Origin of the sequence: Clostridioides sp. ZZV14-6387 (assembly GCF_020657835.1) — a bacterium.
GTDB classification, from domain to species: Bacteria; Bacillota; Clostridia; order Peptostreptococcales; family Peptostreptococcaceae; genus Clostridioides; species Clostridioides difficile_A.
The window spans coordinates 75,703-99,390 of sequence record NZ_JAGWCW010000004.1 but is presented as its reverse complement, the minus strand read 5'-3'; the positions used below and the strand labels follow the sequence as shown (position 1 = coordinate 99,390).

Annotated in this window: 23 protein-coding genes; 20 read left to right on the top strand and 3 right to left on the bottom strand. The window is 31.1% G+C overall.

What is annotated here, in order from left to right; all coding sequences use genetic code 11:
- Positions 1 to 77: 77 nt before the first annotated feature.
- The 3 genes from KGF38_RS03650 (at position 78) to clpP (ending at position 2,766) form a co-directional block, all read left to right on the top strand.
- On the top strand, positions 78 to 1,493 hold the full coding sequence (locus KGF38_RS03650) for a PLP-dependent aminotransferase family protein (protein ID WP_074179261.1): 1,416 nt from the start codon (positions 78 to 80) through the stop codon (positions 1,491 to 1,493).
- A gap of 209 nt (positions 1,494 to 1,702) precedes the next feature.
- Complete coding sequence (locus tag KGF38_RS03645; RefSeq protein ID WP_054271768.1) at positions 1,703 to 2,185, top strand: helix-turn-helix transcriptional regulator; 483 nt, start codon at positions 1,703 to 1,705, stop codon at positions 2,183 to 2,185.
- Entirely contained in the window at positions 2,182 to 2,766 is a 585-nt protein-coding gene (gene clpP / locus KGF38_RS03640; RefSeq protein WP_054271767.1) for an ATP-dependent Clp endopeptidase proteolytic subunit ClpP, read from the top strand. Before KGF38_RS03645 ends, clpP begins: the two co-directional genes overlap by 4 nt.
- A gap of 119 nt (positions 2,767 to 2,885) precedes the next feature.
- On the opposite strand, the gene KGF38_RS03635 is transcribed toward clpP, so the two are convergent.
- On the bottom strand, positions 2,886 to 3,377 hold the full coding sequence (locus tag KGF38_RS03635) for a DUF2284 domain-containing protein (RefSeq protein ID WP_074179262.1): 492 nt from the start codon (positions 3,375 to 3,377) through the stop codon (positions 2,886 to 2,888).
- 279 nt (positions 3,378 to 3,656) lie between these two features.
- On the opposite strand from KGF38_RS03635, the gene KGF38_RS03630 reads away from it, so the two are divergent.
- The 5 genes from KGF38_RS03630 to KGF38_RS03610 all read left to right on the top strand — a co-directional run bounded on the left by KGF38_RS03630 (position 3,657) and on the right by KGF38_RS03610 (position 9,467).
- Positions 3,657 to 4,730 carry a glycosyltransferase gene (locus KGF38_RS03630; protein WP_074179263.1) on the top strand — a complete coding sequence of 358 codons (1,074 nt, stop codon included), beginning with the start codon at positions 3,657 to 3,659 and terminating at the stop codon, positions 4,728 to 4,730.
- Between the two features lie 541 nt (positions 4,731 to 5,271).
- Positions 5,272 to 7,143, top strand: coding sequence for an exosporium glycoprotein BclB-related protein (locus tag KGF38_RS03625; protein WP_413926745.1), 1,872 nt, complete (start codon positions 5,272 to 5,274; stop codon positions 7,141 to 7,143).
- Positions 7,144 to 7,290: 147 nt separating this feature from the next.
- The gene (locus KGF38_RS03620) at positions 7,291 to 8,052 is read left to right on the top strand and encodes an epoxyqueuosine reductase (protein ID WP_223153358.1); all 762 of its coding nucleotides are present in this window, start codon (positions 7,291 to 7,293) and stop codon (positions 8,050 to 8,052) included.
- A gap of 277 nt (positions 8,053 to 8,329) precedes the next feature.
- The gene (locus KGF38_RS03615) at positions 8,330 to 8,605 is read left to right on the top strand and encodes a CD3324 family protein (protein ID WP_054277675.1); all 276 of its coding nucleotides are present in this window, start codon (positions 8,330 to 8,332) and stop codon (positions 8,603 to 8,605) included.
- A 298-nt stretch (positions 8,606 to 8,903) separates the two neighbouring features.
- Positions 8,904 to 9,467, top strand: a complete 564-nt coding sequence (locus KGF38_RS03610) for a DUF1062 domain-containing protein (RefSeq protein WP_227832163.1) — start codon at positions 8,904 to 8,906, stop codon at positions 9,465 to 9,467.
- A 239-nt stretch (positions 9,468 to 9,706) separates the two neighbouring features.
- Here KGF38_RS03610 and KGF38_RS03605 read toward each other — a convergent pair whose 3' ends face one another.
- Positions 9,707 to 10,336: a DUF3786 domain-containing protein gene (locus KGF38_RS03605; protein WP_227832162.1), complete on the bottom strand. Its 630-nt coding sequence runs from the start codon at positions 10,334 to 10,336 to the stop codon at positions 9,707 to 9,709.
- 312 nt (positions 10,337 to 10,648) lie between these two features.
- Here KGF38_RS03605 and KGF38_RS03600 point away from each other — a divergent pair, with 312 nt between their 5' ends.
- The 8 genes from KGF38_RS03600 to KGF38_RS03565 all read left to right on the top strand — a co-directional run bounded on the left by KGF38_RS03600 (position 10,649) and on the right by KGF38_RS03565 (position 18,538).
- Positions 10,649 to 11,308, top strand: coding sequence for a response regulator transcription factor (locus KGF38_RS03600; RefSeq protein ID WP_227832161.1), 660 nt, complete (start codon positions 10,649 to 10,651; stop codon positions 11,306 to 11,308).
- Positions 11,309 to 11,519: 211 nt separating this feature from the next.
- Positions 11,520 to 12,578: a lysylphosphatidylglycerol synthase transmembrane domain-containing protein gene (locus KGF38_RS03595; RefSeq protein WP_227832160.1), complete on the top strand. Its 1,059-nt coding sequence runs from the start codon at positions 11,520 to 11,522 to the stop codon at positions 12,576 to 12,578.
- Positions 12,579 to 12,822: 244 nt separating this feature from the next.
- Positions 12,823 to 14,967 carry a formate dehydrogenase subunit alpha gene (gene fdhF / locus KGF38_RS03590; protein ID WP_227832159.1) on the top strand — a complete coding sequence of 715 codons (2,145 nt, stop codon included), beginning with the start codon at positions 12,823 to 12,825 and terminating at the stop codon, positions 14,965 to 14,967.
- Between the two features lie 48 nt (positions 14,968 to 15,015).
- Entirely contained in the window at positions 15,016 to 15,849 is an 834-nt protein-coding gene (gene fdhD / locus KGF38_RS03585) for a formate dehydrogenase accessory sulfurtransferase FdhD (protein WP_054271755.1), read from the top strand.
- Positions 15,818 to 16,030: a hypothetical protein gene (locus KGF38_RS03580; protein WP_167640292.1), complete on the top strand. Its 213-nt coding sequence runs from the start codon at positions 15,818 to 15,820 to the stop codon at positions 16,028 to 16,030. The genes fdhD and KGF38_RS03580 overlap by 32 nt, the downstream gene beginning before the upstream one ends.
- Before the next feature lie 40 nt (positions 16,031 to 16,070).
- Positions 16,071 to 16,622 carry a 4Fe-4S dicluster domain-containing protein gene (locus KGF38_RS03575; RefSeq protein WP_227832158.1) on the top strand — a complete coding sequence of 184 codons (552 nt, stop codon included), beginning with the start codon at positions 16,071 to 16,073 and terminating at the stop codon, positions 16,620 to 16,622.
- Positions 16,623 to 16,646: 24 nt separating this feature from the next.
- A complete protein-coding gene (locus tag KGF38_RS03570; protein WP_227832157.1) occupies positions 16,647 to 18,023 on the top strand; it encodes a [FeFe] hydrogenase, group A in 1,377 nt (458 codons plus the stop codon).
- Positions 18,023 to 18,538: a 4Fe-4S dicluster domain-containing protein gene (locus KGF38_RS03565; RefSeq protein WP_054271751.1), complete on the top strand. Its 516-nt coding sequence runs from the start codon at positions 18,023 to 18,025 to the stop codon at positions 18,536 to 18,538. Before KGF38_RS03570 ends, KGF38_RS03565 begins: the two co-directional genes overlap by 1 nt.
- Before the next feature lie 76 nt (positions 18,539 to 18,614).
- On the opposite strand, the gene KGF38_RS03560 is transcribed toward KGF38_RS03565, so the two are convergent.
- Complete coding sequence (locus KGF38_RS03560; RefSeq protein ID WP_054271750.1) at positions 18,615 to 19,895, bottom strand: conjugated bile salt MFS transporter; 1,281 nt, start codon at positions 19,893 to 19,895, stop codon at positions 18,615 to 18,617.
- Between the two features lie 184 nt (positions 19,896 to 20,079).
- On the opposite strand from KGF38_RS03560, the gene KGF38_RS03555 reads away from it, so the two are divergent.
- From KGF38_RS03555 to KGF38_RS03540, 4 genes are all read left to right on the top strand, one after another.
- Positions 20,080 to 20,511, top strand: a complete 432-nt coding sequence (locus KGF38_RS03555) for a DUF3783 domain-containing protein (protein ID WP_227832156.1) — start codon at positions 20,080 to 20,082, stop codon at positions 20,509 to 20,511.
- 100 nt (positions 20,512 to 20,611) lie between these two features.
- Positions 20,612 to 21,550: a phosphoglycerate dehydrogenase gene (locus KGF38_RS03550; protein ID WP_054271748.1), complete on the top strand. Its 939-nt coding sequence runs from the start codon at positions 20,612 to 20,614 to the stop codon at positions 21,548 to 21,550.
- Between the two features lie 479 nt (positions 21,551 to 22,029).
- The gene (locus tag KGF38_RS03545) at positions 22,030 to 22,722 is read left to right on the top strand and encodes a response regulator transcription factor (RefSeq protein ID WP_074179271.1); all 693 of its coding nucleotides are present in this window, start codon (positions 22,030 to 22,032) and stop codon (positions 22,720 to 22,722) included.
- On the top strand, positions 22,719 to 23,654 hold the full coding sequence (locus tag KGF38_RS03540; RefSeq protein WP_074179272.1) for a sensor histidine kinase: 936 nt from the start codon (positions 22,719 to 22,721) through the stop codon (positions 23,652 to 23,654). Before KGF38_RS03545 ends, KGF38_RS03540 begins: the two co-directional genes overlap by 4 nt.
- The last annotated feature ends 34 nt before the right edge of the window (positions 23,655 to 23,688 follow it).

Below are 23,688 nucleotides of genomic sequence, written 5' to 3'. Positions count from 1 at the left end.
ATCTTAGCAAGATAAAAGTGGATTTTGTAGTTCCACTTTTATGTCAATTTTATAGAACCACTTTTGGAGGTATTAGAGTGTGGATTACGATTAATAGAAATAGCAATATATCATTATCAAGACAAATTTATTATAAGATAAAGGATATGATTTTGGACGGAACCTTAAAGTTTGAACAAAAATTGCCATCATCTAGAACGTTGTCAAAGGAATTATCTGTTTCTCGCAATACGGTTTTGGATGCATATAATCAATTAATTGCAGAAGGATATTTGGATACAAAAAATGGATATGGTACATTCGTATCTAAAGGAATATTAGAATATAAAGTTGACTTTAAGCTAAATTATACTTTTGAAAGTGTAGATAATTTGCACATCAATAAACAAAAGAATTGCATAGATTTTCGTTCTGGTATTCCAGAATTAAAACTATTTCCACGTAAAGAATTTTCAAAGCTATATAAACAAATACTATATGATTTATCAGATTCAGATTTTAGATATGGAAGTGTGGCTGGTGTATGGTGCTTGAGGGTAGAAATATCTGAGTACTTATTTCGAACTAGAGGGATTAGATGTAATCCAAAAAATGTTATGATTGTTTCTGGCTCAACACAGGGATTATCTCTAATTTCACAACTTTTATATAAGAACAATAAAAAAGTAGTTGTAGAAGACCCTATCCATAAAGGATTATTAAAGGTTATTTTGTCTGCTGGATATTCGGTTGTTGGAATTAAAGTAGATGATAAGGGTATTAATACTGATTTAATAAAATCAGTAAAAGATGTTTCTTTTGTTTATACTACACCTTCTCATCAATATCCCTTAGGAGGTATTTTACCTATTCAAAGAAGACTAGAACTTATTAGATGTGCGACAGAGAATAGTTACTATATAATTGAAGATGACTATGACAGTGAATTTAGATATGAGGGGCCACCAATTAGTTCCCTTTATGAACTTAATCCAAATAAAGTAATTTATATAGGTTCTTTTAGTAAAATATTATCTCCAGCTATTCGTGTTGGATTTATGTTACTACCAGACAATATTTTAGAGGATTATAAAGCTTTAAAAATGTACTCTGATGTTCATACAGAAACTATAGTTCAGTATGTACTAGCTGAGTTTATTAGAGATGGAAGTTTAGAAAAGTATATATTTAGAATGAAGAAACTATATAATAGAAAACGTAAACACCTCATTGAAGTATTAAACACTGAGTTTAAAAATGAATTTAAAATAAAAGGTGAGGCAGCAGGTCTTCACATAGTTGTGCATTTTTATAATATTAAGTTTACAGAAAGCTTAATTAATAAAGTTTTTGAAGCAAATATAAAAGTTTATCCTATACAACAGTATGCAATTAAGGATATATTAGAATATGACCATGAAATTATACTAGGTTATGCTCATCTTAGTCTCGATGAAATTGAAAAAGGTATAAAAATACTCAGTAAAATAATGCATATGAACCAAGATATATAGATAGAATCTATAGCAACTTATATAATAGATTCAATCGAGTTGACATTTTAATAATAGTTATTATATTAATGTATAATTATTATTTTTATATTGGAATGTTTAATATTATATTATAGATATTTTGTTACTATTAACTAAGTTAAGATAGCAATTTATATTAAGAAAAAAGTTTTTGCATAGGTTATAATACTTAAAAGGAGATGATGGAGTTGAAAACAAATACAGATGTGATTATGGAAATCATTGATTATATAGAAGAAAATCTTACAGAAAATCTAAATTTAGATAAAATAGCTGATATTGCTAATTATTCAAAATATCATTTACACAGAATGTTTACAAATATTGTAGGATGTACTATTCATCAATACATACAAAGAAGGAGACTTACTGAAGCAGCTAGACAACTTATATTTACAGATAAATATATTATAGACATAGCTATTACAGTAGGATATTCTACACATCAATCATTTACACTGGCATTTAGAAACTTATACAAAGAGTCTCCACAAGTATATAGAAATAAAGATGAGTTTTATCCTATACAACAGAGATTTGTTTTAAATCTAAATCATCAAATCCAAAATGCAAAATGTATGTCTTATACAAGTATTAACTATAAACAAAGAAGAGATGAAATCAATTCTTATCTTAACTTTAACATTAATTGTGAGGTGAAAGTAGCATGAGTTTAGTACCACATGTAATTGAACAAACTGGTCAAGGGGAAAGGTCTTATGATATATATTCGAGATTATTAAAAGATAGAATTATATTTATAGGAGAAGAAATTAATGATGATATTGCAAGTCTAGTAGTAGCTCAATTACTGTTTTTAGAATCAGAGGACCCAGATTCAGATATAATTATATATATAAATAGTCCTGGAGGCTCTGTTACAGCAGGATTCGCTATATATGATACGATGCATTATGTAAAATGTGATGTATCAACTATTTGTATTGGTATGGCTGCAAGTATGAGTGCTTTTTTACTTGCAGGAGGGACAAATGGAAAAAGATGTGCTTTACCCAATGCAGAGATTATGATTCATCAGCCAATGGGTGGAGCTAAAGGTCAAGCAACTGATGTAAAAATAGCAGTAGATCATATGTTGAAAACAAAAGAAAAATTGGATGGAATTCTTTCTAAAAATACAGGAAAATCAATAGAAGATATTAGAATAGATACAGACAGAGATAATTTTATGACTGCACTAGAGGCTAAAGAATATGGGCTAATTGATTATATAATGAATAAAGAAGAGTAGAAAATTTATTTCAGAATCCAATCTACAATATATAGATAATGAAAAATAACCATGTTTAGATAAACTTGGTTATTTTTTATTTCAAAAAGAAAAATTTCTTGGAATTATAACCATATTTTTTAATCAACCAACAATAGACCAAAATGGTTTTGAATTTCTCCTTTTTCTCTTAATGTACTTATTTCTAGCCCATTTGACCTTACTGTAGCAAATACATCAATGCCACAAGCTTCCATTGATGGAGCTGTTTTGTTAGGAAAATTACAAGTAGTAGGGTTACACTTAGCACACATTGTACAAGGTCCACTTCCAAAAGCAATTACTTTATAATATCCATCTAAAAACATTTCTCTTGCAAGTTTGACAGCTAAAGGAGTAACAATACTCATTTCATGACATCTAAATAGAATAGCCTTGTCATAACAATCTATTATTGCTTGTGTTTGCTGATAGGTTGGAACATTAGGTGGACAACAATGGCTATGACCAAATGTGTTACAACCAAATTGACACTTGTAAATTGTCCATGCTGCTGTAAGAATAGTTTTAGGGTCTATTGAAATAGCGATATCAGCTCCATTAGATTTTAATACCTCAAAGTATTTTTTCATAATTTGCCTCCCATAAAAATTAGTTTGATTTTTTATTATAAATGAATAAATAAATTTAACGATTTCTTATATTTATGATAGCTCAAAAATATATATCAAACAAATCAAAGTATTAGAATTCTGAATTAAATAAAAATGAACTATAGATATGCTGGATAAATAAAGTTATATATTATTTTTTTGTCGTTAAAAGTTTATGAAATTTCAATAACAAATTGATGATAAATACCATATATTACTTATGTCTGTAATATATAGAAGACAAAGGAGTTGTACATTATGATTACAATAAGTTTGTGCATGATTGTTAAGAATGAAGAAGAAGTTATAGGAAGATGTTTAGAGTGTGTAAAAGATATCGTAGATGAAATTATAGTTGTAGATACTGGTTCTACAGATTCCACAAAAGAAATAGTCTCAAAATATACAGACAAAGTATTCGATTTTGAATGGATAGATGATTTCTCTGCTGCAAGAAATTTTTCATTTTCTAAAGCTTCTAAAGACTATATAATGTGGCTTGATGCAGATGACATAATTTTAGAAGATGATAGAAAAAATTTATTAAAAATTAAGGAAAACTTAGATACTTCTATTGATATTGTAATGGCAAAATACAATGTTTCTTTTGATGAAAATGGCAAACCAACTTTATCATATTATAGAGAACGATTATTTAAGAGAAGTTCTAATTACAGATGGGTTGACCCTATTCATGAAGTAATACCTCTTGTTGGAAAACTATTTTATTCTGACATTGCAATATCTCATAAAAAACTACACAGACAGGACCCTCTAAGAAATCTTAGAATATTTGAAAAAATGATTTCAGAAGGTAAAGTATTAGAGCCAAGACATCAATTTTATTACTCAAGAGAACTTTATTATAATGCGAGGTATGAGGAAGCAATAGCAGGTTTTACTAAGTTTTTAGACTCAACTAGAGGTTGGATTGAGGATTGTATCAGTGCTTGCAGAGATTTAGCCACATGTTATTACTTAATTAATGATGAAAAAAATGCCTTATATTCTTTATTTAGAAGTTTTGAATTTGATGAACCAAGAGCAGAAGTTTGCTGTGATGTAGGAAAGCATATGTTTGATAGACAAAAATATAAAGAGTCTGCTTTTTGGTATAAGGTAGCATTAACAAGAGATAAAGATGACATTAATGGAGGATTTAAATCAAATGATTGTTATGGATATATACCATATATACAATTGAGTGTTTGTTATGACAGATTAGGAGAAGTAGATAAAGCTATTTATTATCATGAAAAAGCAAAAGAAATCAAACCTAATGATAGCGCTATTTTGCATAATGAAACCTATTTTAGTAAACTTAAAAAATAATTGATAAGTCACAATAATACTAATTTTGACATATTATATAAAGAGCTTAAAAGCTCAAATATATTAGGAGGTGCTTTTAATAATGAGTAGAAATAAATATTTTGGCCCATTTGATGACAATGATTGCGACAATAATAGCTATGATGATTGCAATGGTGGTCATGATAATTTTAATAGCTGTGATTGTCACCATGGATGTCCACCATCATGTGTAGGGCCAACCGGTCCGATGGGTCCAAGGGGTAGAACTGGAGCAACAGGTCCAACAGGTCCGACAGGTCCAAGAGGCCCAGGAGTAGGAGCAACAGGCCCAACAGGCCCAACAGGTCCAACAGGAAATACAGGAGCAACAGGAAATACAGGAGCAACAGGATTAAGAGGTCCAACAGGAGCAACAGGGTCACCAGGTCCAACAGGAGCAACAGGAGCAACAGGATTTGGAGTAACAGGTCCAACAGGAGTAACAGGAGCAACAGGAAATACAGGAGCAGATGGAGCAACAGGCCCAACAGGTCCAACAGGAGTAACAGGAGCAAATGGAATAACAGGTCCAACAGGAGCAACAGGAGCGACAGGATTTGGAATAACAGGTCCAACAGGTCCAACAGGAGCAACAGGAGCAAATGGAGCAGCTGGAGGGACAGGTGCAGCTGGAGCAACAGGAGCAACAGGAACACCTGGAGCAACAGGTCCAACAGGTCCAACAGGTCCAACAGGAGCAAACGGATTAGCAGGTCCAACAGGTCCAACAGGAGCAACAGGAACACCTGGAGCAACAGGGATAACAGGTCCAACAGGAGCAACAGGAGATACAGGAGCAGATGGAGTAACAGGTCCAACAGGAGCAACAGGAGCAACAGGATTTGGAATAACAGGTCCAACAGGTCCAACAGGGGCAACAGGAATAGGAGTAACAGGAGCAACAGGTCTAATTGGTCCAACAGGGGCAACAGGAGCACCTGGAGTAACAGGTCCAACAGGAGCGACAGGAGCAACAGGAATAGGAATAACAGGTCCAACAGGAGCAACAGGGGCAACAGGAGCAGATGGAGTAACAGGCCCAACAGGAGCGACAGGGGCAACAGGAGCAGATGGAGCAACTGGAGTAACAGGAGCGACAGGAGCAACAGGAATAGGAATAACAGGTCCAACAGGTCCAACAGGCCCAACAGGAGTAGGAGTAACAGGAGCAACAGGTCTAATTGGTCCAACAGGGGCAACAGGAGATACAGGAGCAACAGGTCCAACAGGCCCAACAGGAGCAACAGGAGCAGCAGGCCTAATTGGTCCAACAGGAGCAACAGGGGCAACAGGAGCAGATGGAGCAACAGGTCCAACAGGCCCAACAGGAGCAACAGGAAATACAGGAGCAGATGGATTAGTAGGTCCAACAGGAGCAACAGGAGCAACAGGAATAGGGATAACAGGTCCAACAGGGGCAACAGGAGCAACAGGCGTAGGAATAACAGGAGCAACAGGGGCAACAGGAGCGACAGGTCCAACAGGAGCAGATGGATTAGTAGGTCCAACAGGAGCAACAGGAAATACAGGAGCAGATGGAGTAGCAGGCCCAACAGGAGCAACAGGAGCAACAGGAAACACAGGAGCAGATGGAGCAACAGGTCCAACAGGAGCAACAGGAAACACAGGAGCAGATGGATTAGTAGGTCCAACAGGAGCAACAGGGGCAACAGGAGCAAATGGAGCAACAGGAGCAACAGGTCCAACAGGAGCAACAGGAAATACAGGAGCAGATGGAGCAACAGGCCCAACAGGAGCAACAGGGGCAACAGGAGCAGATGGATTAGTAGGTCCAACAGGAGCAACAGGGGCAACAGGAGCGACTGGAGCAACAGGTCCAACGGGTCCAACAGGCCCAACAGGTCCAACAGGAGCTAGTGCAATAATACCTTTTGCATCAGGTATACCACTATCACTTACAACTATAGCTGGCGGATTAGTAGGTACACCAGGATTTGTTGGTTTTGGTAGTTCAGCTCCAGGTTTAAGTATAGTTGGTGGAGTAATAGACCTTACAAACGCAGCAGGAACATTGACTAACTTTGCATTCTCAATGCCAAGAGCTGGAACAATAACATCTATTTCAGCTTTCTTTAGTACAACAGCAGCACTTTCAATTGTTGGTTCAACAGTTACAATTACAGCAACACTTTACCAATCAACTGCACCAAATAACTCATTTACAGCTGTGCCAGGAGCAACAGTTACACTGGCTCCTCCTCTTACAGGTATATTATCAATTGGTTCAATTTCTAGTGGAATTACAACTGGATTAAATATAGCAGTAACAGCAGAAACACGATTCTTACTAGTATTTACTGCAACAGCTTCAGGACTTTCATTAGTTAATACTGTAGCAGGATATGCAAGTGCAGGAATTTCAATAAATTAGATTAGACAATTAAAAAAAGGCTTCTAGTATCTTATGGATATTAGAAGCTTTCTTAATATTAATTGATAAGCATAATGGAAAGTACTATTATATAATATAAAATAATAACATTAAACTTGAAAGATAAAATTGTCTAGGGGGGATATTATGAAAAATAAAATTGAAATATTAATGAATAACTTTGTAAAAGATTATTGTAAATCAAATAATATAACTACAAAATGGCAAGAACTTTTATTTGCTTATGCATCTGCTGAAGATGATATGTTTCAGAAATTAAAAAGTGTTGTAGGAACATCTCATGCAATGCCAAAAGACTTTCTGAAAGATGGTAAAACTATAATTACATATTTTATACCTTTTGATGAAAGTGTAAATGATAGTAACATTGGGGGATTTGAATGTTCAGAAATTTGGGCAAAAGCATATATAGAAACTAATAGATTAATTTCAGATTTGAATAATTTTTTATGTGAAGAGCTAGAAAAGATAGGATTTAGTTCATATGCTATTCCTGGGTCATATAATTTTGATAATAACAAATTAGTTAGTGATTGGTCACAAAGACATATCGCATTCATAGCAGGTCTGGGAACCTTTGGATTAAATAATATGCTTATTACAGAAAAAGGGTGTTGTGGAAGGATAGGAAGTATAATCACAAGTTTAGAGTTAGAACCAACTAAAAGACCAGAACAAGAATACTGTTTATATAAAAAAAATAAAAGTTGCAAAAAGTGTGTAAGTAAATGTGTAAAAGGAGCCTTAAAAGAAGATGGGTTTGATAGAAATCAGTGTTATGAGATGTGCATGTTAAATGAAGCTAAGTATTCTTATATAGGTGGATGTGATATTTGTGGAAAATGTATAGTTGGAGTTCCTTGTTCAGTAATAAGTCCATCAAGATAAAGATTTAATATCGATTAAAGATTCTGATTATATGTGTAATGAGTCGTAAAGATAGAAAAAATATAAAATATAAATAAAGAATTTGTAATGATTGACAACCATTTATGCTATTGATAGACTTGTATGTATCGTTGTGACATGTAAGGAGGGGTGAGAATTTATGTTTGATTTAATCTTTATTTTTGCATAGCAAGGGCTATTGCAAATATAAAATTTAATATATAAATAGCCCTTTGCTATTCCTAATAAAAAATTAATATTTAATAGGAGAGCAAAAATGAGCTATAAAAAAGCAATACATATATTACCAGAGGAATTACTCAAATTGATACAAGAATATGTAGATGGAGAATATATATATATTCCTAGAAAATATAATAATAAAAAAGAATGGGGAAGTAATACATCTACTCGTGAGGAGTTATCAATTAGAAATATGCAAATTTACGAAGATTATCAAGTTGGATATGATTTGAAATATTTATCAGAAAAATATTATCTATCTTTGAAAAGCATTCAAAGAATTGTATTACAAGAGAAAAAGAAAAGATAGTTAAGAGTGAGTCAGTGTAATTTTATAATTATACTGACTCATTTTCTTTTGGTAAAAGTGTTTGAGGTATAGTTTCTTTTAGGTGGATGTTATAATTTAATTAATTTCAATAACTTATACAATTAGGTAACAAAGTTAGTTGTAAAGTACTTAATAAGAAGTAATAGTCTTTTGTATAAGCGAAATTAAAATTTATTAAAATTAGGAGGTCTTGTTTTGAGAAAAATACTTGATTATATTCCACCTTTTCATAACTTTCTATTAGATTAGTAATATTAATAGAAAGGAAATTTTGTTTATGCAAGAAATAATTTGGGAAGTAGAATATACTTCCCAGCTACCTGTAATTAGGTATTGTAAAAAATGTGGAAAAAAGACTGAATATATTTGTTCAGATTTATTTAGAGTTAATGCTCAACATAAATATTTAGATATATGGTTAATATATAAGTGTTCAAATTGTGATTCAACATGGAACTCAACTATATATTCTCGTGTTAATCCAAAAAGCTTGAATCCAGAAATACTAGAACAATTCCATACAAATGATAATAATCTTGTTAAGCAATATGCTATGAATGTAGAACTTTTACATAGAAATGGAGCAGAAGTTGGTATTCCAGAATATAAAATAGTAGGTCAAGAGATTAATATTAATGAACTTACACAAATTAGAGTTGTAAGTAAGTATCCGTCTCAACTAAAGGTATCAACATTATTACGTGAAAAACTAGGTCTATCCAGAAAGAAATTTGATGAAATGTTAGACTGTGGGATTATTAAAAGTATATCTGGAGTTGATTTAAAGAAAAGTAAATTAAATTATGAAATTATGTTAGAGATAGGTGAGGAGAAGCAGTAGTCTTCAAATTAGCTATAATAACTAACTTAATATATTTTCTATAACTAAATCAGTTTAAAAAATAGTGGCTATTAAAAATGAATAGCCACTATTTTTTATATAACTATTATCTCTCTAAATTTTTTAATATCTCATAGTAGTGTGCTATAGCCAATGTGTTTGAGTTGTCTTTTTTGACTCCATTTCATATTATATTCAGCATAAATCTATAAAAAATTTTATTATGATATTATTGATATTTATGTTTGCTTTATTTTATTCAGGATAGCATCTATAGCTGTATCAGGAACAACTGCCAAATCTTCTGCATTAAAATAATAGATTATATTAGAATCAAATAATATATTTGAATTTGGAGGAAACTCATCATCTCCAAACCAAAGTATAAATATCATAGAAGTATTACCTATATATGTAAACTTGTAGGCTAAATCACCCATGTCTACTTTCTCAGCTCCCATATTTTCCATAACTAACTTATATTTTTCTATTTGAGATGTAAAAACTTCTGAAAGCCTAGCTAGAGTTCTGTTTAAAAAGTTTGGATAATAAACATTGCCACCAGGTATTTCTTTAAAAGTTACATATTTATTAGTTCTAGGAATACCCTTAGCATTAATTAAGTATCTAATTATCAAAATTTTAAGTTCAAAGTTTTTACAGATACTACCATTATCATTCCAAACTTCTCCACTTGGATAATCTATGATATATCGTTTACCAAAAAAATTTAGTGTGAATCTGTTCAAATCATTGTTGAAAGATATATTACTTAAATTGCTAATTGTATGAGGGTCTAATTCTTTAAATTTTTCTCGAGCATAGTTAAATGGAACATTATAATTACTTTTTGTTAACTTTTCATCCATAATTTTTTCCTCCAATTTAAATAATTAAAGATGTGTCTAGAAGAAGTTCTCTTATTATTGATTTTATTACATATTTAAAATATTACAATAATAAGTTATTAAATAAATTTTGCTATTTAAGTAAATACATATAAAATAAATACAAAGTACTTGAAATGTAAAGTTTTTGTATCTAAAATATTTTATTTGTAAAATATTAAGTAGTTATTGTAAGCTATAATATGGGAGTATAATAGTAGATGTAAATTTGCAAAGAGATTTATTAAAAGTACGGATTAAAATGTTATTAAACATATAAATGGAGGAGTTAGTATGTCTAAGATATTAGTAATAGATGATGAGCTAGATATGTTAAAGCTGATTGAAAATGTATTAAAAAGAGATGGTTATGAAGTGAAGGTAATTAGTGATGTAGAGAATGCTATGGATATAAATTTTAACTCTTTTAATCTAATAATATTAGATGTAATGATGCCTAAGATTGATGGTTTTGAAGTATGTAAAGCTATAAGGAATAAGGTTGATTGTCCAATACTGTTTTTGACAGCTAAAAATATGGAAAGTGATATTATGTATGGTCTTGGTATAGGAGCAGACGACTATATAACAAAACCATTTGGTGTAGGAGAGTTAAGGGCTAGAATAACTGCTCATCTAAGAAGAGAAAATAGAGAGAAAAAAAATTTATTAACTATATCAAATGTTCAATTTAACTTTTTAGGTAAAGAAGTCTCAGTTGATGGCAAAAAAATTAATTTTACTAAGAGTGAGTATTTAATATGTGAATTTTTAGCTAAAAATAAGGGGCAAGTATTTTCAAAAGAAAGAATATATGAGTCAGTATATGGCTTTGATGGAGAAAGTGATATAAGTGCTATTACAGAACATATAAAAAATATACGAAGCAAATTAAAACAATGTGATGTTTATACTATAGAAACTGTATGGGGTATAGGATATAAATGGGTGTAATAAATAGAAGTGTAATTTAGTGAAAATATTATATATATCTACAAAATGTTTGTAAAATATTAATCTATATATTAAAATTTAATTTATAGATTAATATTTTTTGTGAATGACAAAATTGTAAGGTATTTTGTTATAAAATATTAATATTCGTAGTGTATACTAACAATAAGGTATTTGGTATTAAATCTTGAGAAAAGGATGGTTATCTCTAATGGATAAACTAAAGAATATTAGAAAGAGTTTACTACAGTATACATTTTTATTTCTACTAATAGGTATAACGATTTATCTAGTGTTTAAAACATTAGACATTAAAATGTTATCAAATGTTATAGTTATGGTAGATAAGAAATTTTTATTCATAGGTGCTTTGGCAATAATGTCTCATATAATGCTTGAAGGAGTAGTAATGAAGATAATTATAGAAAGTACTCACAAAGTTAATATTAGATTTATTGGTTTTAAGTTGGCCATTATGGGATTCTATTATAATTTAATAACTCCTTTTGCTTCAGGAAGTCAACCAGTGCAGATATATGTACTTAAAAAATGTAAAATGCCACTTAGTAAGGCAAGTGCAGTTATTACCAATAAGTCTATTATTTTTCAAATAGTAGTTACTTTTTATTGTACAATACTTGTGCTAATGAATTTTTCTATGTTAGAAAAACAGATGAAAATGATTATGCCTTTAGTTTTTTTAGGGATAGCTATTAACTCATTTGTCCTAATTATGATAATATTAGTTATTTTAAATCCTGAAAAAATAAAATATTTTATGAGAGTTTCTATCAAATATATATCAAAGATTAAATTTTTAAAATTTTTAGATAATAAGATTGACTCTATAGAAAGTTTTATAGATGATTATAGTAAAGCGATAAGTTTTTTTGCTAAGAATAAAAAAGTATTAATTTCAACTATAATAGTAACTTTTATTCAATTAAGTGCTTACTTTAGTGTTTCATTTTGGATATACAAAGCATTTAATTTACAAGGTTACAGTTACGTCTATATATTAACACTACAAGCATTTTTATATATGGCGATATCACCAATACCAACACCTGGGAATGTAGGAGCTAATGAATTGGCATTTTTCACTATATTCAAATCAGTATTCCCTCAATCTTTGATGGGATATGCAGTATTTTTATATGGTGGGTTTATGTACTACTTGATTCTTATTGGAAGTGGAATATTTACTGTAATCACTCACTACAGAATGAAAAATAGGATTGGAAGAAATGTAGCTTTAAGTGAAAATTAAATAGATTTAAATAAGCGTATATTAAAAAATATGTCATAAGAGCTAGAATATTTTAATTAGATAGTTGAAATATAAAGATTATTATGACATATTTTTTTTAAAAATATAAAAGGAATTGTGAGAAAATTGTTGAATTTAATAGATAGTATTGCAAAATATTTGTAATTTTGCATATTATAAAAACATTTCATTATCTTTAAGGTAAATTTTACTTATCAGGGGATAAATCTAAGGGGGGAAATGTATGGAGAAAAAAATTTTAACAGTTTGTCCATACTGTGGAGCTGGATGCCAACTATATCTAGTGGTAAAAGACAATAAGATATTAAGAGCTGAGCCAGCTAATGGTAGAACAAATCAAGAAAGTTTGTGCTTAAAAGGTCGTTATGGATGGGATTTTCTAAATGACCCTAAAATTTTAACACCTAGGCTAAAAAAGCCAATGATAAGAAAACAAGGTGTATTAGAAGAGGTTGAATGGGATGAAGCTATAAGTTACACAGCTTCAAGATTAAATGAAATTAAAGAAAAATATGGCCCTGATTCTATTATGGGAACAGGTTCTGCAAGAGGACCTGGTAATGAAGCAAACTATATAATGCAAAAATTTATGAGAGCTGCAGTAGGAACTAATAATGTTGACCATTGCGCTCGTGTCTGACATGCACCATCTGTAGCCGGTCTGGCTTACTCATTAGGTAGTGGTGCAATGTCAAATTCTATACCAGAGATAGAAAATGCAGATGTCTTATTTATATTTGGATATAATGGAGCAGATTCACATCCAATAGTAGCAAATAGAATAATAAAAGCTAAAAAAAATGGAGCTAAACTAATTGTTACTGACCCTAGACTAACTGAATCTGCAAGAATTGCGGATATACATCTACCTATAAAAGGTGGAACAAACATGGTTTTAGTAAATGCTTTTGGAAATGTCTTGATAGAAGAAGGTCTTTATAATAAAGATTTTGTTCAAAATCATACACAAGGTTTTGATGAATATAAAGAAATTGTTAAACCATATACAGCTAAATATGCTGAAAAGATTACAGGAATTCCAGAAGAGCTTATAAGAAAAGCTATGAGGGAATATGCAAAAGGTAAGAAAGCTATGATACTTTATGGAATGGGTGTCTGTCAATTTGGACAAGCTGTTGATGTAGTTAAAGGACTTGCATCAATTGCTTTACTTACAGGTAACTTTGGTAGAGAAAGCGTTGGAATAGGACCTGTACGTGGACAAAATAATGTTCAAGGGGCTTGCGATATGGGAGCTCTTCCTAATGTATATCCAGGGTATCAAAATGTAACTGATGATAAGATAAGAGCAAAGTTTGAAAACGCTTGGGGAGTAAAGTTATCTCCTAATAATGGTTATAGTTTAACTCAAGTTCCAAATTTAGTACTAAAAGAGAAAAAGCTTAAGGCTTATTATATATTTGGAGAAGACCCAGTACAAAGTGACCCAGATGCATCAGAAGTTAGAGAAGCTCTAGATGAGTTGGAGTTTGTAGTTGTTCAAGATATATTTATGAATAAGACAGCGCTTCATGCTGATGTTATACTTCCAGCTACTTCTTGGGGAGAACATGAAGGAGTATATACATGTGCAGATAGAGGATTCCAGTTGATGAGAAAGGCTATAGAGCCACAAGGAGATGTAAAACCAGATTGGCAAATTATAAGCGAAATTTCTACAGCAATGGGATACCCTATGAACTATAAAAACACTAAAGAAATATGGGATGAACTTAGACAATTATGTCCAAGCTTCTTAGGTGCCACTTATGAAAAAATAGAAGCTCAAGGGAGTGTTCAGTGGCCTTGTAAGAGTGAAAGTGTAGAAGATAAAGGAACTATGTATTTATATGAAGGTCAGAAGTTTTCTACTCCTAATGGAAAAGGTAATTTATTTGCTGCTGAGTGGAGACCTCCTATGGAAGTTGAAGATGATGAGTATCCATTTAGTTTATGTACTGTAAGAGAAGTTGGGCATTATTCAGTAAGAACTATGACTGGTAACTGTAGAACGCTTAGTTCATTAGAAGATGAACCAGGTCGTGTTCAAATAAATTGTAATGATGCAGAGAAACTAGGGATTGAAGATGATGAACTAGTTAGAATCAGTTCAAGAAGAGGAAGTGTAATAACAAGAGCAACAGTTACTGATAGAGTTAAGGAAGGTGCAACATATATGACTTATCAGTGGTGGGTTGGAGCTTGTAATGAACTTACAATAGCAAACTTGGACCCTATATCTAAAACACCAGAATATAAATATTGTGCTGTTAAACTGGAGAAACTTGAAGACCAAGAATTAGCAGAAAAATGTGTGAAAGAAGAGTATCAAAATCTTAAAGATAAAATGACTGCTACAAATATTTAGTAGTTAATTTTAATAAAGATTTATAAAAAGCGGAAAGGCTAATATTTTATGAATAATATATACTCAAAAACTAAATTACAAGAAAATAGCAAGGATGAAGTTTTTGAAAACAGTTATAGTCTAGTGGATTATGAATATTTAAATTCTTTTAATGTAGAAATAAACAAAGTAAATGAATATGAACTATCAACAGACAATGAAGAAATAATTGCAGAATATCCGCTTAGTTTTATTTTGAATGATAAATATGTAAATACATTTTTATGTACGCCATATAATTTAGAAGAACTTGTAGTTGGTTTTTTGAAAACAAAGGGATATATAGAAAACAAAAGAAGTTTATTGAGCTTGGAGATAAATGAGAAGGAACGTTTTGCAAAAGTAAATATTCAAAATAAACAGGAAAGCGAAGATGAGCAAATTATATTTTTGAATTCACTAGACTATATAAAATGTACTCCTGTAGAGAGTGATATAAAAATAAATTATGATACAGTTTATAGCATAATGGATAGAAATTTAAATTCGTCATACTTATTTAAAAACACGGGTGGGGTGCACAGTGTGTCCATATTTAATTACGATGAAAATATAGTAACCTGTGAAGATGTGGCTAGACATAATGCAATGGACAAGGCAATTGGATTTTGTGTCTTAAATGAGATATCCTTGAAAGATAAAATTATAGCAGTAAGTGGAAGAATATCATTAGAGATGATATTGAAAGCGGCTATGACCCAAATTCCTATTGTAGTATCAAAATCAGCACCAACTAATTTATCAATAGAGCTTTCTAAAAAATTAAATATAACTCTTATTGGGTTTGTGAGAGGAAGACGAATGAATATTTATGCAAACCCACAGAGAGTTATCAAAAAGTGAGACTGAGTATATGTGTGCTAAAAAAGAAGAACAAAAATATTCAAAGTGTGAAATCTGTGGAGCATTAATTGATGACACTGATAAAGTATATGAAAACACATACAATTTGTGTAAAAAATGTAAGCGAAATATAAGTACTGAGAAAATCTTAAAATATATAAATATATATAATGAAAAATAACTAGGGATTTAGAAATATACAAATTGAAAGGTGGGATAATATGAAAAATAAAATAGGCTCTTTTGTAATAGCAGACCCAGACAAATGTACAGGTTGTAGAGCTTGTGAAGTAGCTTGTTTTACAATGCATAATCAACATAACAATGTAGGTTATACAGTTGGAACGGTTGATATACCTGTTATACCTAGACTTTATTTGGTAAAAGGTGATACTTTCTGTATGCCGATACAATGTAGACACTGTGAAGATGCTCCTTGTCTAAACTCATGTCCACAAAAAGCTATAATCAAAGAAAATAACATTATGTCTGTAAATGAAGAAAAATGTATAGGATGTAAAACTTGTCTGCTAGCATGTCCTTTTGGAGCTATAGATTTACTTCCACAATATGAAGATGGTAAAGAAGTAGAACAAGTAATTTTAGAAGAAAATAAAAAAATAGCTTATAAATGTGACTTATGTAAAGACAATGAAAAGATAGCTTGTGTAAGTGCATGTCCTCAGGAAGCTTTAAAACTTGTTACTCCAATAGATGACAAAAAGGCTAAGAATAGACAGGCTGCACTTAGCTTATTGTTAACAAATAAATAAAGGATACAGGGGTAGGTGACGTTTATGATAATAAATATAGATAAAGATTTATGTACTGGATGTAGAGAATGTTCCAAAGTCTGTCCAGTAAATGCTATTGAAGGTGAAGAGGGGAAACCACAAGAAATAAATTTAGATAGATGTGTTATGTGTGGTCAATGTGTTCAAACTTGTAAATCATATGCCTCAGTTATAGATGAAGGATTCGAATTTTTGCAAAATAAAAAACAAGAAAGAGATATACCAGAATCTATAAATGAACCTATATTTGCGGCATATAATGTATGTGATGTAGATAAGGTTAAAAAGGCTTTAAATGACCCAAATGTATTTACTATGGTTCAATGTGCACCTGCAGTTAGAGTAGCTTTAGGTGAAGATTTTGGATATTATCTAGGACACCTAGGTGCTGGCAAAATGGCAGCAGCACTTAGAGCTTTAAATTTTGATAGAGTATATGATACTAACTTTGCAGCAGATTTGACTATTATGGAAGAAGGTAGCGAGTTGATTAAAAGGGTGACAGAAGGTGGAACTCTTCCAATGTTTACATCTTGTTGTCCAGCATGGGTAAAGTTTATGGAAAAAAATTATCCTAAATTAACTAATCATTTATCTTCTTGTAAATCACCTCAACAGATGGGTGGTGCAGTGTTTAAAACTTATGGTGCAGAAATAAATAATATAGATGCATCAAAAATATTTAGTGTTTCTATAATGCCATGTACATGTAAAAAATATGAATGTGATAGAGAAGAAATGGATTCTAGTGGATATAGAGATGTAGATGTAGTGTTAACTACAAGAGAATTAGCTTATCTAATAAAAGATATGGGAATTGATTTCAAAAACTTAAGAGAAGAAAAGTTTGATAGTCCTTTAGGTAGCTATAGTGGAGCTGGAACTATATTTGGTGTTACTGGTGGAGTTATGGAAGCGGCTATAAGAACTGGTTATGAGCTTATAACTGGAGAAAGTATTCCTAATGTAGAAGTAAAACAAGTAAGAGGAGAGAATGGTTTTAGAAAGTCAACTATTAAGATAGGAGATTTAGACCTAAGAGTTGGAGTAGTGAGTGGACTAAAAAATGTAATACCAGTACTTGAAGATTTAGAAAAAGGAAAATTAGATGTAGATTTTATTGAAGTTATGACTTGTCCTGTGGGATGTGTAAGTGGCGGAGGTCAACCAAAAATTTTACTAGAAGAATATAAAGAATTAGCCTATGAAAACAGAACAAAGGCAACATATGTGCATGATGAACATTTGGCAGTTAGAAAATCTCATGAGAACCCTGAGATTAAAAAATTGTATGATGAATATCTAGTAGAACCATTAGGAGAAAAATCTCATCATTTATTACACACTACATATTGTATAGGAAAGGAAGTGGCTAAGTAATGAACTATTTTGTTATAGCGGACCCTGATAAGTGTATAGGATGTAGAACTTGTATGATAGGATGTGTAGTTGCACATTCAGATGAGGATATTTTTTACAAAAACCCAGATGAGATAAATTTTAACCCAAAACTTTCTGTTATAAAGACAAAGGAAGTAAGTGCCCCAATACAATGTAGACATTGTGAAGATGCCCCTTGTGCAAAGGCATGTCCAAATGGTGGTATAGTTAGGATAGGGAACACAATAAAAATAAATGAAGAAAATTGTATAGGATGTAAGACTTGTATGTTAGCATGTCCTATAGGTGCAATAGATATAGTTACATTAAAAGACATAGACGAAGGAAAGCTTTGTTTTAGAGAAAGAATGACAGCAAATAAATGTGATTTTTGTATAGAATCTCCAGAAGGACCTGCATGTGTAAATGTCTGTCCAACTAAAGCATTTACTATAGTTAAGGATGAGGATATAGATAGCAAAGTTAAAAATAAAAGAAAGTTAGCTATATTGTAATATATAAAAAGATGGAGCTCTCCTTATTATTAAGAGTTCCATCTTTTTAATTATTGTTTATATATTAAAAAATCAATTATTGCATTAGTTTATCGAGCCTTTCTCTATTCATTTTTTTCATTCCTATAGAAGTTATAATAAGTAAAGTATAAGCAATTATAACTGATAAAATTATGATGTACCAAGAAAATCTATAACCAAAGTTATCAACTAGTAATCCAAATAATGTCGAACCTAATGCAAAGCCTACTGCAAAAATTAATTGTACGATTCCATATATACTACCAAACTCTTTTTGGCCAAAGAAAGTACCTGTTAAATAAGCGGGTCCAATCATATAAGCAAATACAGAAAGCCCTTTTAAGGTAGCAAACACAAATGCAAAAGTAGAAGATTTATCTACAAGTAGTAGTGATAAAGTAGCTACAAGGACTAATATAAAAGCTACAATAAGTGGCTTTACTTGACCAAATTTATCAAACAGCAATCCTCCAAATATATTACCAATGAGAGCGAATAAAGCAAAAACGGAGCCTACTGTTCCTACTAAAATTGGATTTAGATAATTTCTAAGGTAGGTTGGATATTGTACAGATAATGATGAAACATATATACCTACAAATATAAATCCAATTGCCATAATCCAAAAATATTTAATTTTTTTAGCTTCTTTCAACGTATAACCCCATACTGAAGAAGAAATTGCATCGGATGAGTTCTCTTTTTTTCCTTTAGACCTTACTATTTCACTGGCATCCTTAGGCATTCTAAGTATGAATAATATTATAGGTATACCAATTATCAATGCTGCAATCCCAAATATTAGATAAGAGCGACTATATCCTTGAGATGCTAATAAACGAACTACAAGTGGTTGTAGAAATATACTACCAATAGAACCACCAGCAAAAGCAAATCCTAGAGCCTTTCCTTTACTTTCTTCATCAAACCAAGCACTTATTAAAACAGGTATACCTATAGCAGATATAATTGTAGCACCAACTTGCACAATACATGATAAAGTATAAAATTGCCATAGCTTAGTACATATAGAAAAAGTAGCAAAAGCAATACTAGAAATTATACAGCCTAATAAATAGAGTGTCTTAAGATTGACTTTAGAAAACAATTTACCAATAAAAGGTGATACAATTGCTGAAGCAATCGTACCAATGGTGAATATTAGAGAAAAAGATGCCAAACTAAAGCCTTCCCCTTCAACAACATAACTTATAAACTGAGGTTGTATAGTAGCTACGAGATTAAATGGAATAGCTTGTATCAACATACAACCAAGTACTATAACCCAAGCGTTTGAAAAGTTTTTAATGCTAAATTTATTATTTAGTGTATTCATTGTATCTCTCCTTTAGATTAGGATTTGTAAATATTAATCTAATTATTCCAGTTTTACAGATTAGTTTTGGATAGTGTAGCTATTTAAATGTAATTTTGGGTATTAATATAAAAATTATCTATTAAAAATTGATTATTTTAAACGGATGGGGTAAATTAACATATATAGATAGATAAATGAAAGGATGGATGAAATGTCATTTGAAAAAATAAATAATAATAATCTAGATAAAATACACAATAGAAAGTGTATCCTGTTTGTAAATTTTAATAAAAAAGAATTATCACTAATTAAAAATGTTAGTAATTTTGCTGGAATAAGAGACCACATTATCTTAAGCGATAAAAATGGGGATGACATAATTAGAGATATTTTGGATGGAAATACATCAAATAAATGTGAAAATGGAATTAAGAGTAAGTCTGTGATATTTAATAACATTCCAAGTACACAAGTGAATGCATTTTTAGAAGGATTAAAAAAAGTGAGGATAAATAAGCCTTTTACAGCTATGGTGACTGAAACATCTATTGATTGGACATTAAATAATTTAATAGAAAATTTAGTTCAAGAACGTAATGCAATGGTCTTAGGAAAAACAATTGAGCATAAATAATTTTGAGACATCTTCTAGTGAGTTTAACTAATATACATTAAGTATCATATTGTACTGTAGGATATAAAAGTTTTAATGTGAGTAGATGGAGGAGATTAAGATGAAAGTTTTATTTACAATAAATTATGGAAAAGAGAAGTTCGAGAAAATAAGTGAATTAGGATATGATGTTATACACTACTCTGAAGATAGTATTGAAAATAATGAAGATGTAAATACTGCAGATGTACTAGTTACATATAATCCATTTAGCAGACTAGATATTTCTAAAATGAAAGATTTAAAGTATATACAGACAACTAGTGTAGGTATAGACCAACTTCCAAAAGAAGAAGTATTAAAGAGAGATATTAAAATAGCAAATAATAGAGGTGGATATAGTATACCTATTGGTGAAAGCATAGTTATGTATATTTTAGAAATCTATAAAAATAGTGCAAAGTTTTTTAAACAGCAACAAAACAAAGAATGGAAGATGGATTTTTCTGTATCAGAATTATATGGGCAAAGAGTTGGATTTCTCGGAACAGGTACTATATCATCAGAAGCAGCTAAAAGATTGAAGGCTTTTGGCTTAGAAATATGGGGAGTAAATACTGATGGAAGTAGTAAAAAATACTTTGATAAATGTTTTGCTACTGATGATATGAATGTTGTATTTGAAGAATGTGACATAGTTGTAGTAGCAATGCCTTCTACAAAAAGTACAGATGGAATAGTAAACAAAGACATGTTTAAACTTATGAAAGAGGGTTCTGTATTTATTAATGTTGGCAGAGGAAATACAGTTAATCAGAAAGATTTAGAAGAATGCGTAGAAAAATTCAGAGGGGTAGCATTAGATGTATTTGAAAGTGAACCTTTAAGCCAAGAGAATAAGTTATGGGAGTGCGAAAATGTCATAGTAACTCCTCATAATTCTTGGGTATCTGATAAGAATAAGGAAAGAACATTTAATATGGTTTATAATAATTTGAAACACTATATAATGGAGAATAAACCTATAGATAATGTTGTAGATATATCAAGAGGTTATTAAACATAAAAAAATTTAATAAAAATAAAAGGGGTTGTCTTAAAATTGATTTTTTCTAATCAAATTTTAAGTCTAAACCCTTTTTGAATTTTTATATTTTATTAATATCTTAAACCTAACTACACCTCCTAAATTTAGTAAAGACTTTGGAACATTTAATCCTTGTATATACCTAATATTGATGTAAGTATCTTCTCACGACGTTTTAATTTGATAAATTTTTCAATTATCCCTATAATAAATATACAGTTGTAGAATACTTGATTTTTTAGAAAGGATGAAATATACTAATGGGTATCTAATGTACAAATACGAATTACATTATACTAAAAAAAGCAAGTGAAAAATGAAGAATCAAATAAAAATGGGGTATAACTCCTTGTATGATAAATTACTATTGCGTTGTCTTAGTACTGTTATAGTAGGGATAATTCCCAAGGGCACAACAAAGCTTACTGATGGCTATAGAAAGGGGAGCTCAGATGAATAAAGTTTTAATTATAGATGATGATAAAGATCTTTGCATCTTGCTGAAAAAAAGCATTTCTGTTGAACAGCTTGAAGCTAACTATTGCAATTCTGGAGAAGATGGACTAACTGAACTTTCAAAACAAGATTATCAGCTAGTGGTTCTTGATGTCATGATGCCAGGTATGAATGGTTTCGAAACAATGGAACAAATACGAAAATATAGCAATATTCCCATTTTAATGCTGACATCGAAAAGTGATAATTATAGTAAAGTGAATGGCTTGAGGGCTGGTGCAGATGACTATCTGACTAAGCCATTTGAGATTGCCGAATTTACTGCTCGTGTCCTGTCTCTAATCCGACGTTATACTCGTTTTAATCCTAATAATGAAGAGCCACAACAACTTTCTTTTAAAGGTTTGTTGATTGATATTGACCAGCATACAGTGACTACTGAAAGTAAAACTATATTACTTCCGCCAAAGGAGTTTGGTGTGCTTCTTTTCTGTGCAAGGCATCAGGGGAAGATTTTGACGAAGCAGCAGATTTATGAAGCAGTGTGGGGTGAACCATATGTCTATGATGATAGCAATATTATGGCTATTATCAGTCGCTTGCGTAAAAAAATTGAACTAGACCCGTCATCCCCAAAGTATTTACAAACAATAAAAGGGATTGGGTATCAATTTAATATGGAGGTATGAAAATGGATGCGAAAACAATTATTCTCCTGTTACTCTTGTTGTCGATTGCTTTGCTTCTTTTTTCTATAGTAGCATTTTCTAAACTTGGTCATGTTAGACGCAGCCTAAAAGATATAGAAGAAACACTTGAAGATGTACAAAATGGAAACGGAAATCGCAAAATATTGGTTAAGCCACATGATGTGATGGCTCCATTGGTTTATAAGCTTAATGAGATTGTCTACGATTATGAAAGTAAGTTACTTTCTTTAAAAAAGGCGGATGAAACTAGCAAGCAACTTATGACTAATCTATCTCATGATGTTCGTACACCATTAACAACTCTGATTGGCTATATGGATGCTGCACATAGTGGTATCGTCATTGGACAAGAACGTGAGGAATACATTGAAATAGCAAGACTTAGAGCATATGATCTTAAGGATTATATTGATGTGCTTTTTGACTGGTTTAGGTTTAACTCTGATGAATTTACGCTATCAATAGAATCTGTGGAAATTTCAGAGTTGTCACGAAATATTCTGAAAGATTGGATTCCTATCTTCTGTGAGAAGAAGCTGGATTTTGAAATTGATATTCCAGAAAAGCGATTTATGGTCAATCTCGACCCAGATGGATATTCACGTGTGATTAATAATCTAGTTCAAAATGTTATTGCTCACAGTCAAGCAAGCCAAATCAAGATTACTATGAGTGAATATTCTAAAATGGTATTACTCAGTGTTGAGGATAATGGTGTGGGGATTGCCAAAGAAAATTTACAATACATATTTGAGCGACTGTATAAGTGTGACAAGGGTCGTTCAGCAAAAGGTAGTGGTTTGGGACTATCCATCGTAGCTCAGATGGTAGAGCGAATGGGTGGTAGCATTTCTGTACAAAGTGACATTGGAAAGTACACTGTATTTACAGTCAGCTTACCATTAATATAAAGCTATTTCTCCCTATGTGGTGTACATACACAGG

Bases quoted from the DNA above. Each gene is read 5' to 3' on its own strand.
- KGF38_RS03605 (WP_227832162.1), bottom strand. From the start codon at position 10,336: ATGGATGAAAAGTTAACAAAAAGTAATTATAATGTTCCATTTAACTAT.
- KGF38_RS03560 (WP_054271750.1), bottom strand. From the start codon at position 19,895: ATGAATACACTAAATAATAAATTTAGCATTAAAAACTTTTCAAACGCT.
- KGF38_RS03575 (WP_227832158.1), top strand. From the start codon at position 16,071: ATGAAAAATAAAATAGGCTCTTTTGTAATAGCAGACCCAGACAAATGT.
- clpP (WP_054271767.1), top strand. From the start codon at position 2,182: ATGAGTTTAGTACCACATGTAATTGAACAAACTGGTCAAGGGGAAAGG.
- KGF38_RS03565 (WP_054271751.1), top strand. From the start codon at position 18,023: ATGAACTATTTTGTTATAGCGGACCCTGATAAGTGTATAGGATGTAGA.
- KGF38_RS03550 (WP_054271748.1), top strand. From the start codon at position 20,612: ATGAAAGTTTTATTTACAATAAATTATGGAAAAGAGAAGTTCGAGAAA.
- KGF38_RS03580 (WP_167640292.1), top strand. From the start codon at position 15,818: ATGCAAACCCACAGAGAGTTATCAAAAAGTGAGACTGAGTATATGTGT.
- KGF38_RS03615 (WP_054277675.1), top strand. From the start codon at position 8,330: ATGAGCTATAAAAAAGCAATACATATATTACCAGAGGAATTACTCAAA.
- KGF38_RS03570 (WP_227832157.1), top strand. From the start codon at position 16,647: ATGATAATAAATATAGATAAAGATTTATGTACTGGATGTAGAGAATGT.
- KGF38_RS03600 (WP_227832161.1), top strand. From the start codon at position 10,649: ATGTCTAAGATATTAGTAATAGATGATGAGCTAGATATGTTAAAGCTG.
- KGF38_RS03630 (WP_074179263.1), top strand. From the start codon at position 3,657: ATGATTACAATAAGTTTGTGCATGATTGTTAAGAATGAAGAAGAAGTT.
- KGF38_RS03620 (WP_223153358.1), top strand. From the start codon at position 7,291: ATGAAAAATAAAATTGAAATATTAATGAATAACTTTGTAAAAGATTAT.
- KGF38_RS03555 (WP_227832156.1), top strand. From the start codon at position 20,080: ATGGATGAAATGTCATTTGAAAAAATAAATAATAATAATCTAGATAAA.
- KGF38_RS03635 (WP_074179262.1), bottom strand. From the start codon at position 3,377: ATGAAAAAATACTTTGAGGTATTAAAATCTAATGGAGCTGATATCGCT.
- KGF38_RS03595 (WP_227832160.1), top strand. From the start codon at position 11,520: ATGGATAAACTAAAGAATATTAGAAAGAGTTTACTACAGTATACATTT.
- KGF38_RS03545 (WP_074179271.1), top strand. From the start codon at position 22,030: ATGAATAAAGTTTTAATTATAGATGATGATAAAGATCTTTGCATCTTG.
- KGF38_RS03540 (WP_074179272.1), top strand. From the start codon at position 22,719: ATGAAAATGGATGCGAAAACAATTATTCTCCTGTTACTCTTGTTGTCG.
- KGF38_RS03610 (WP_227832163.1), top strand. From the start codon at position 8,904: ATGCAAGAAATAATTTGGGAAGTAGAATATACTTCCCAGCTACCTGTA.
- fdhD (WP_054271755.1), top strand. From the start codon at position 15,016: ATGAATAATATATACTCAAAAACTAAATTACAAGAAAATAGCAAGGAT.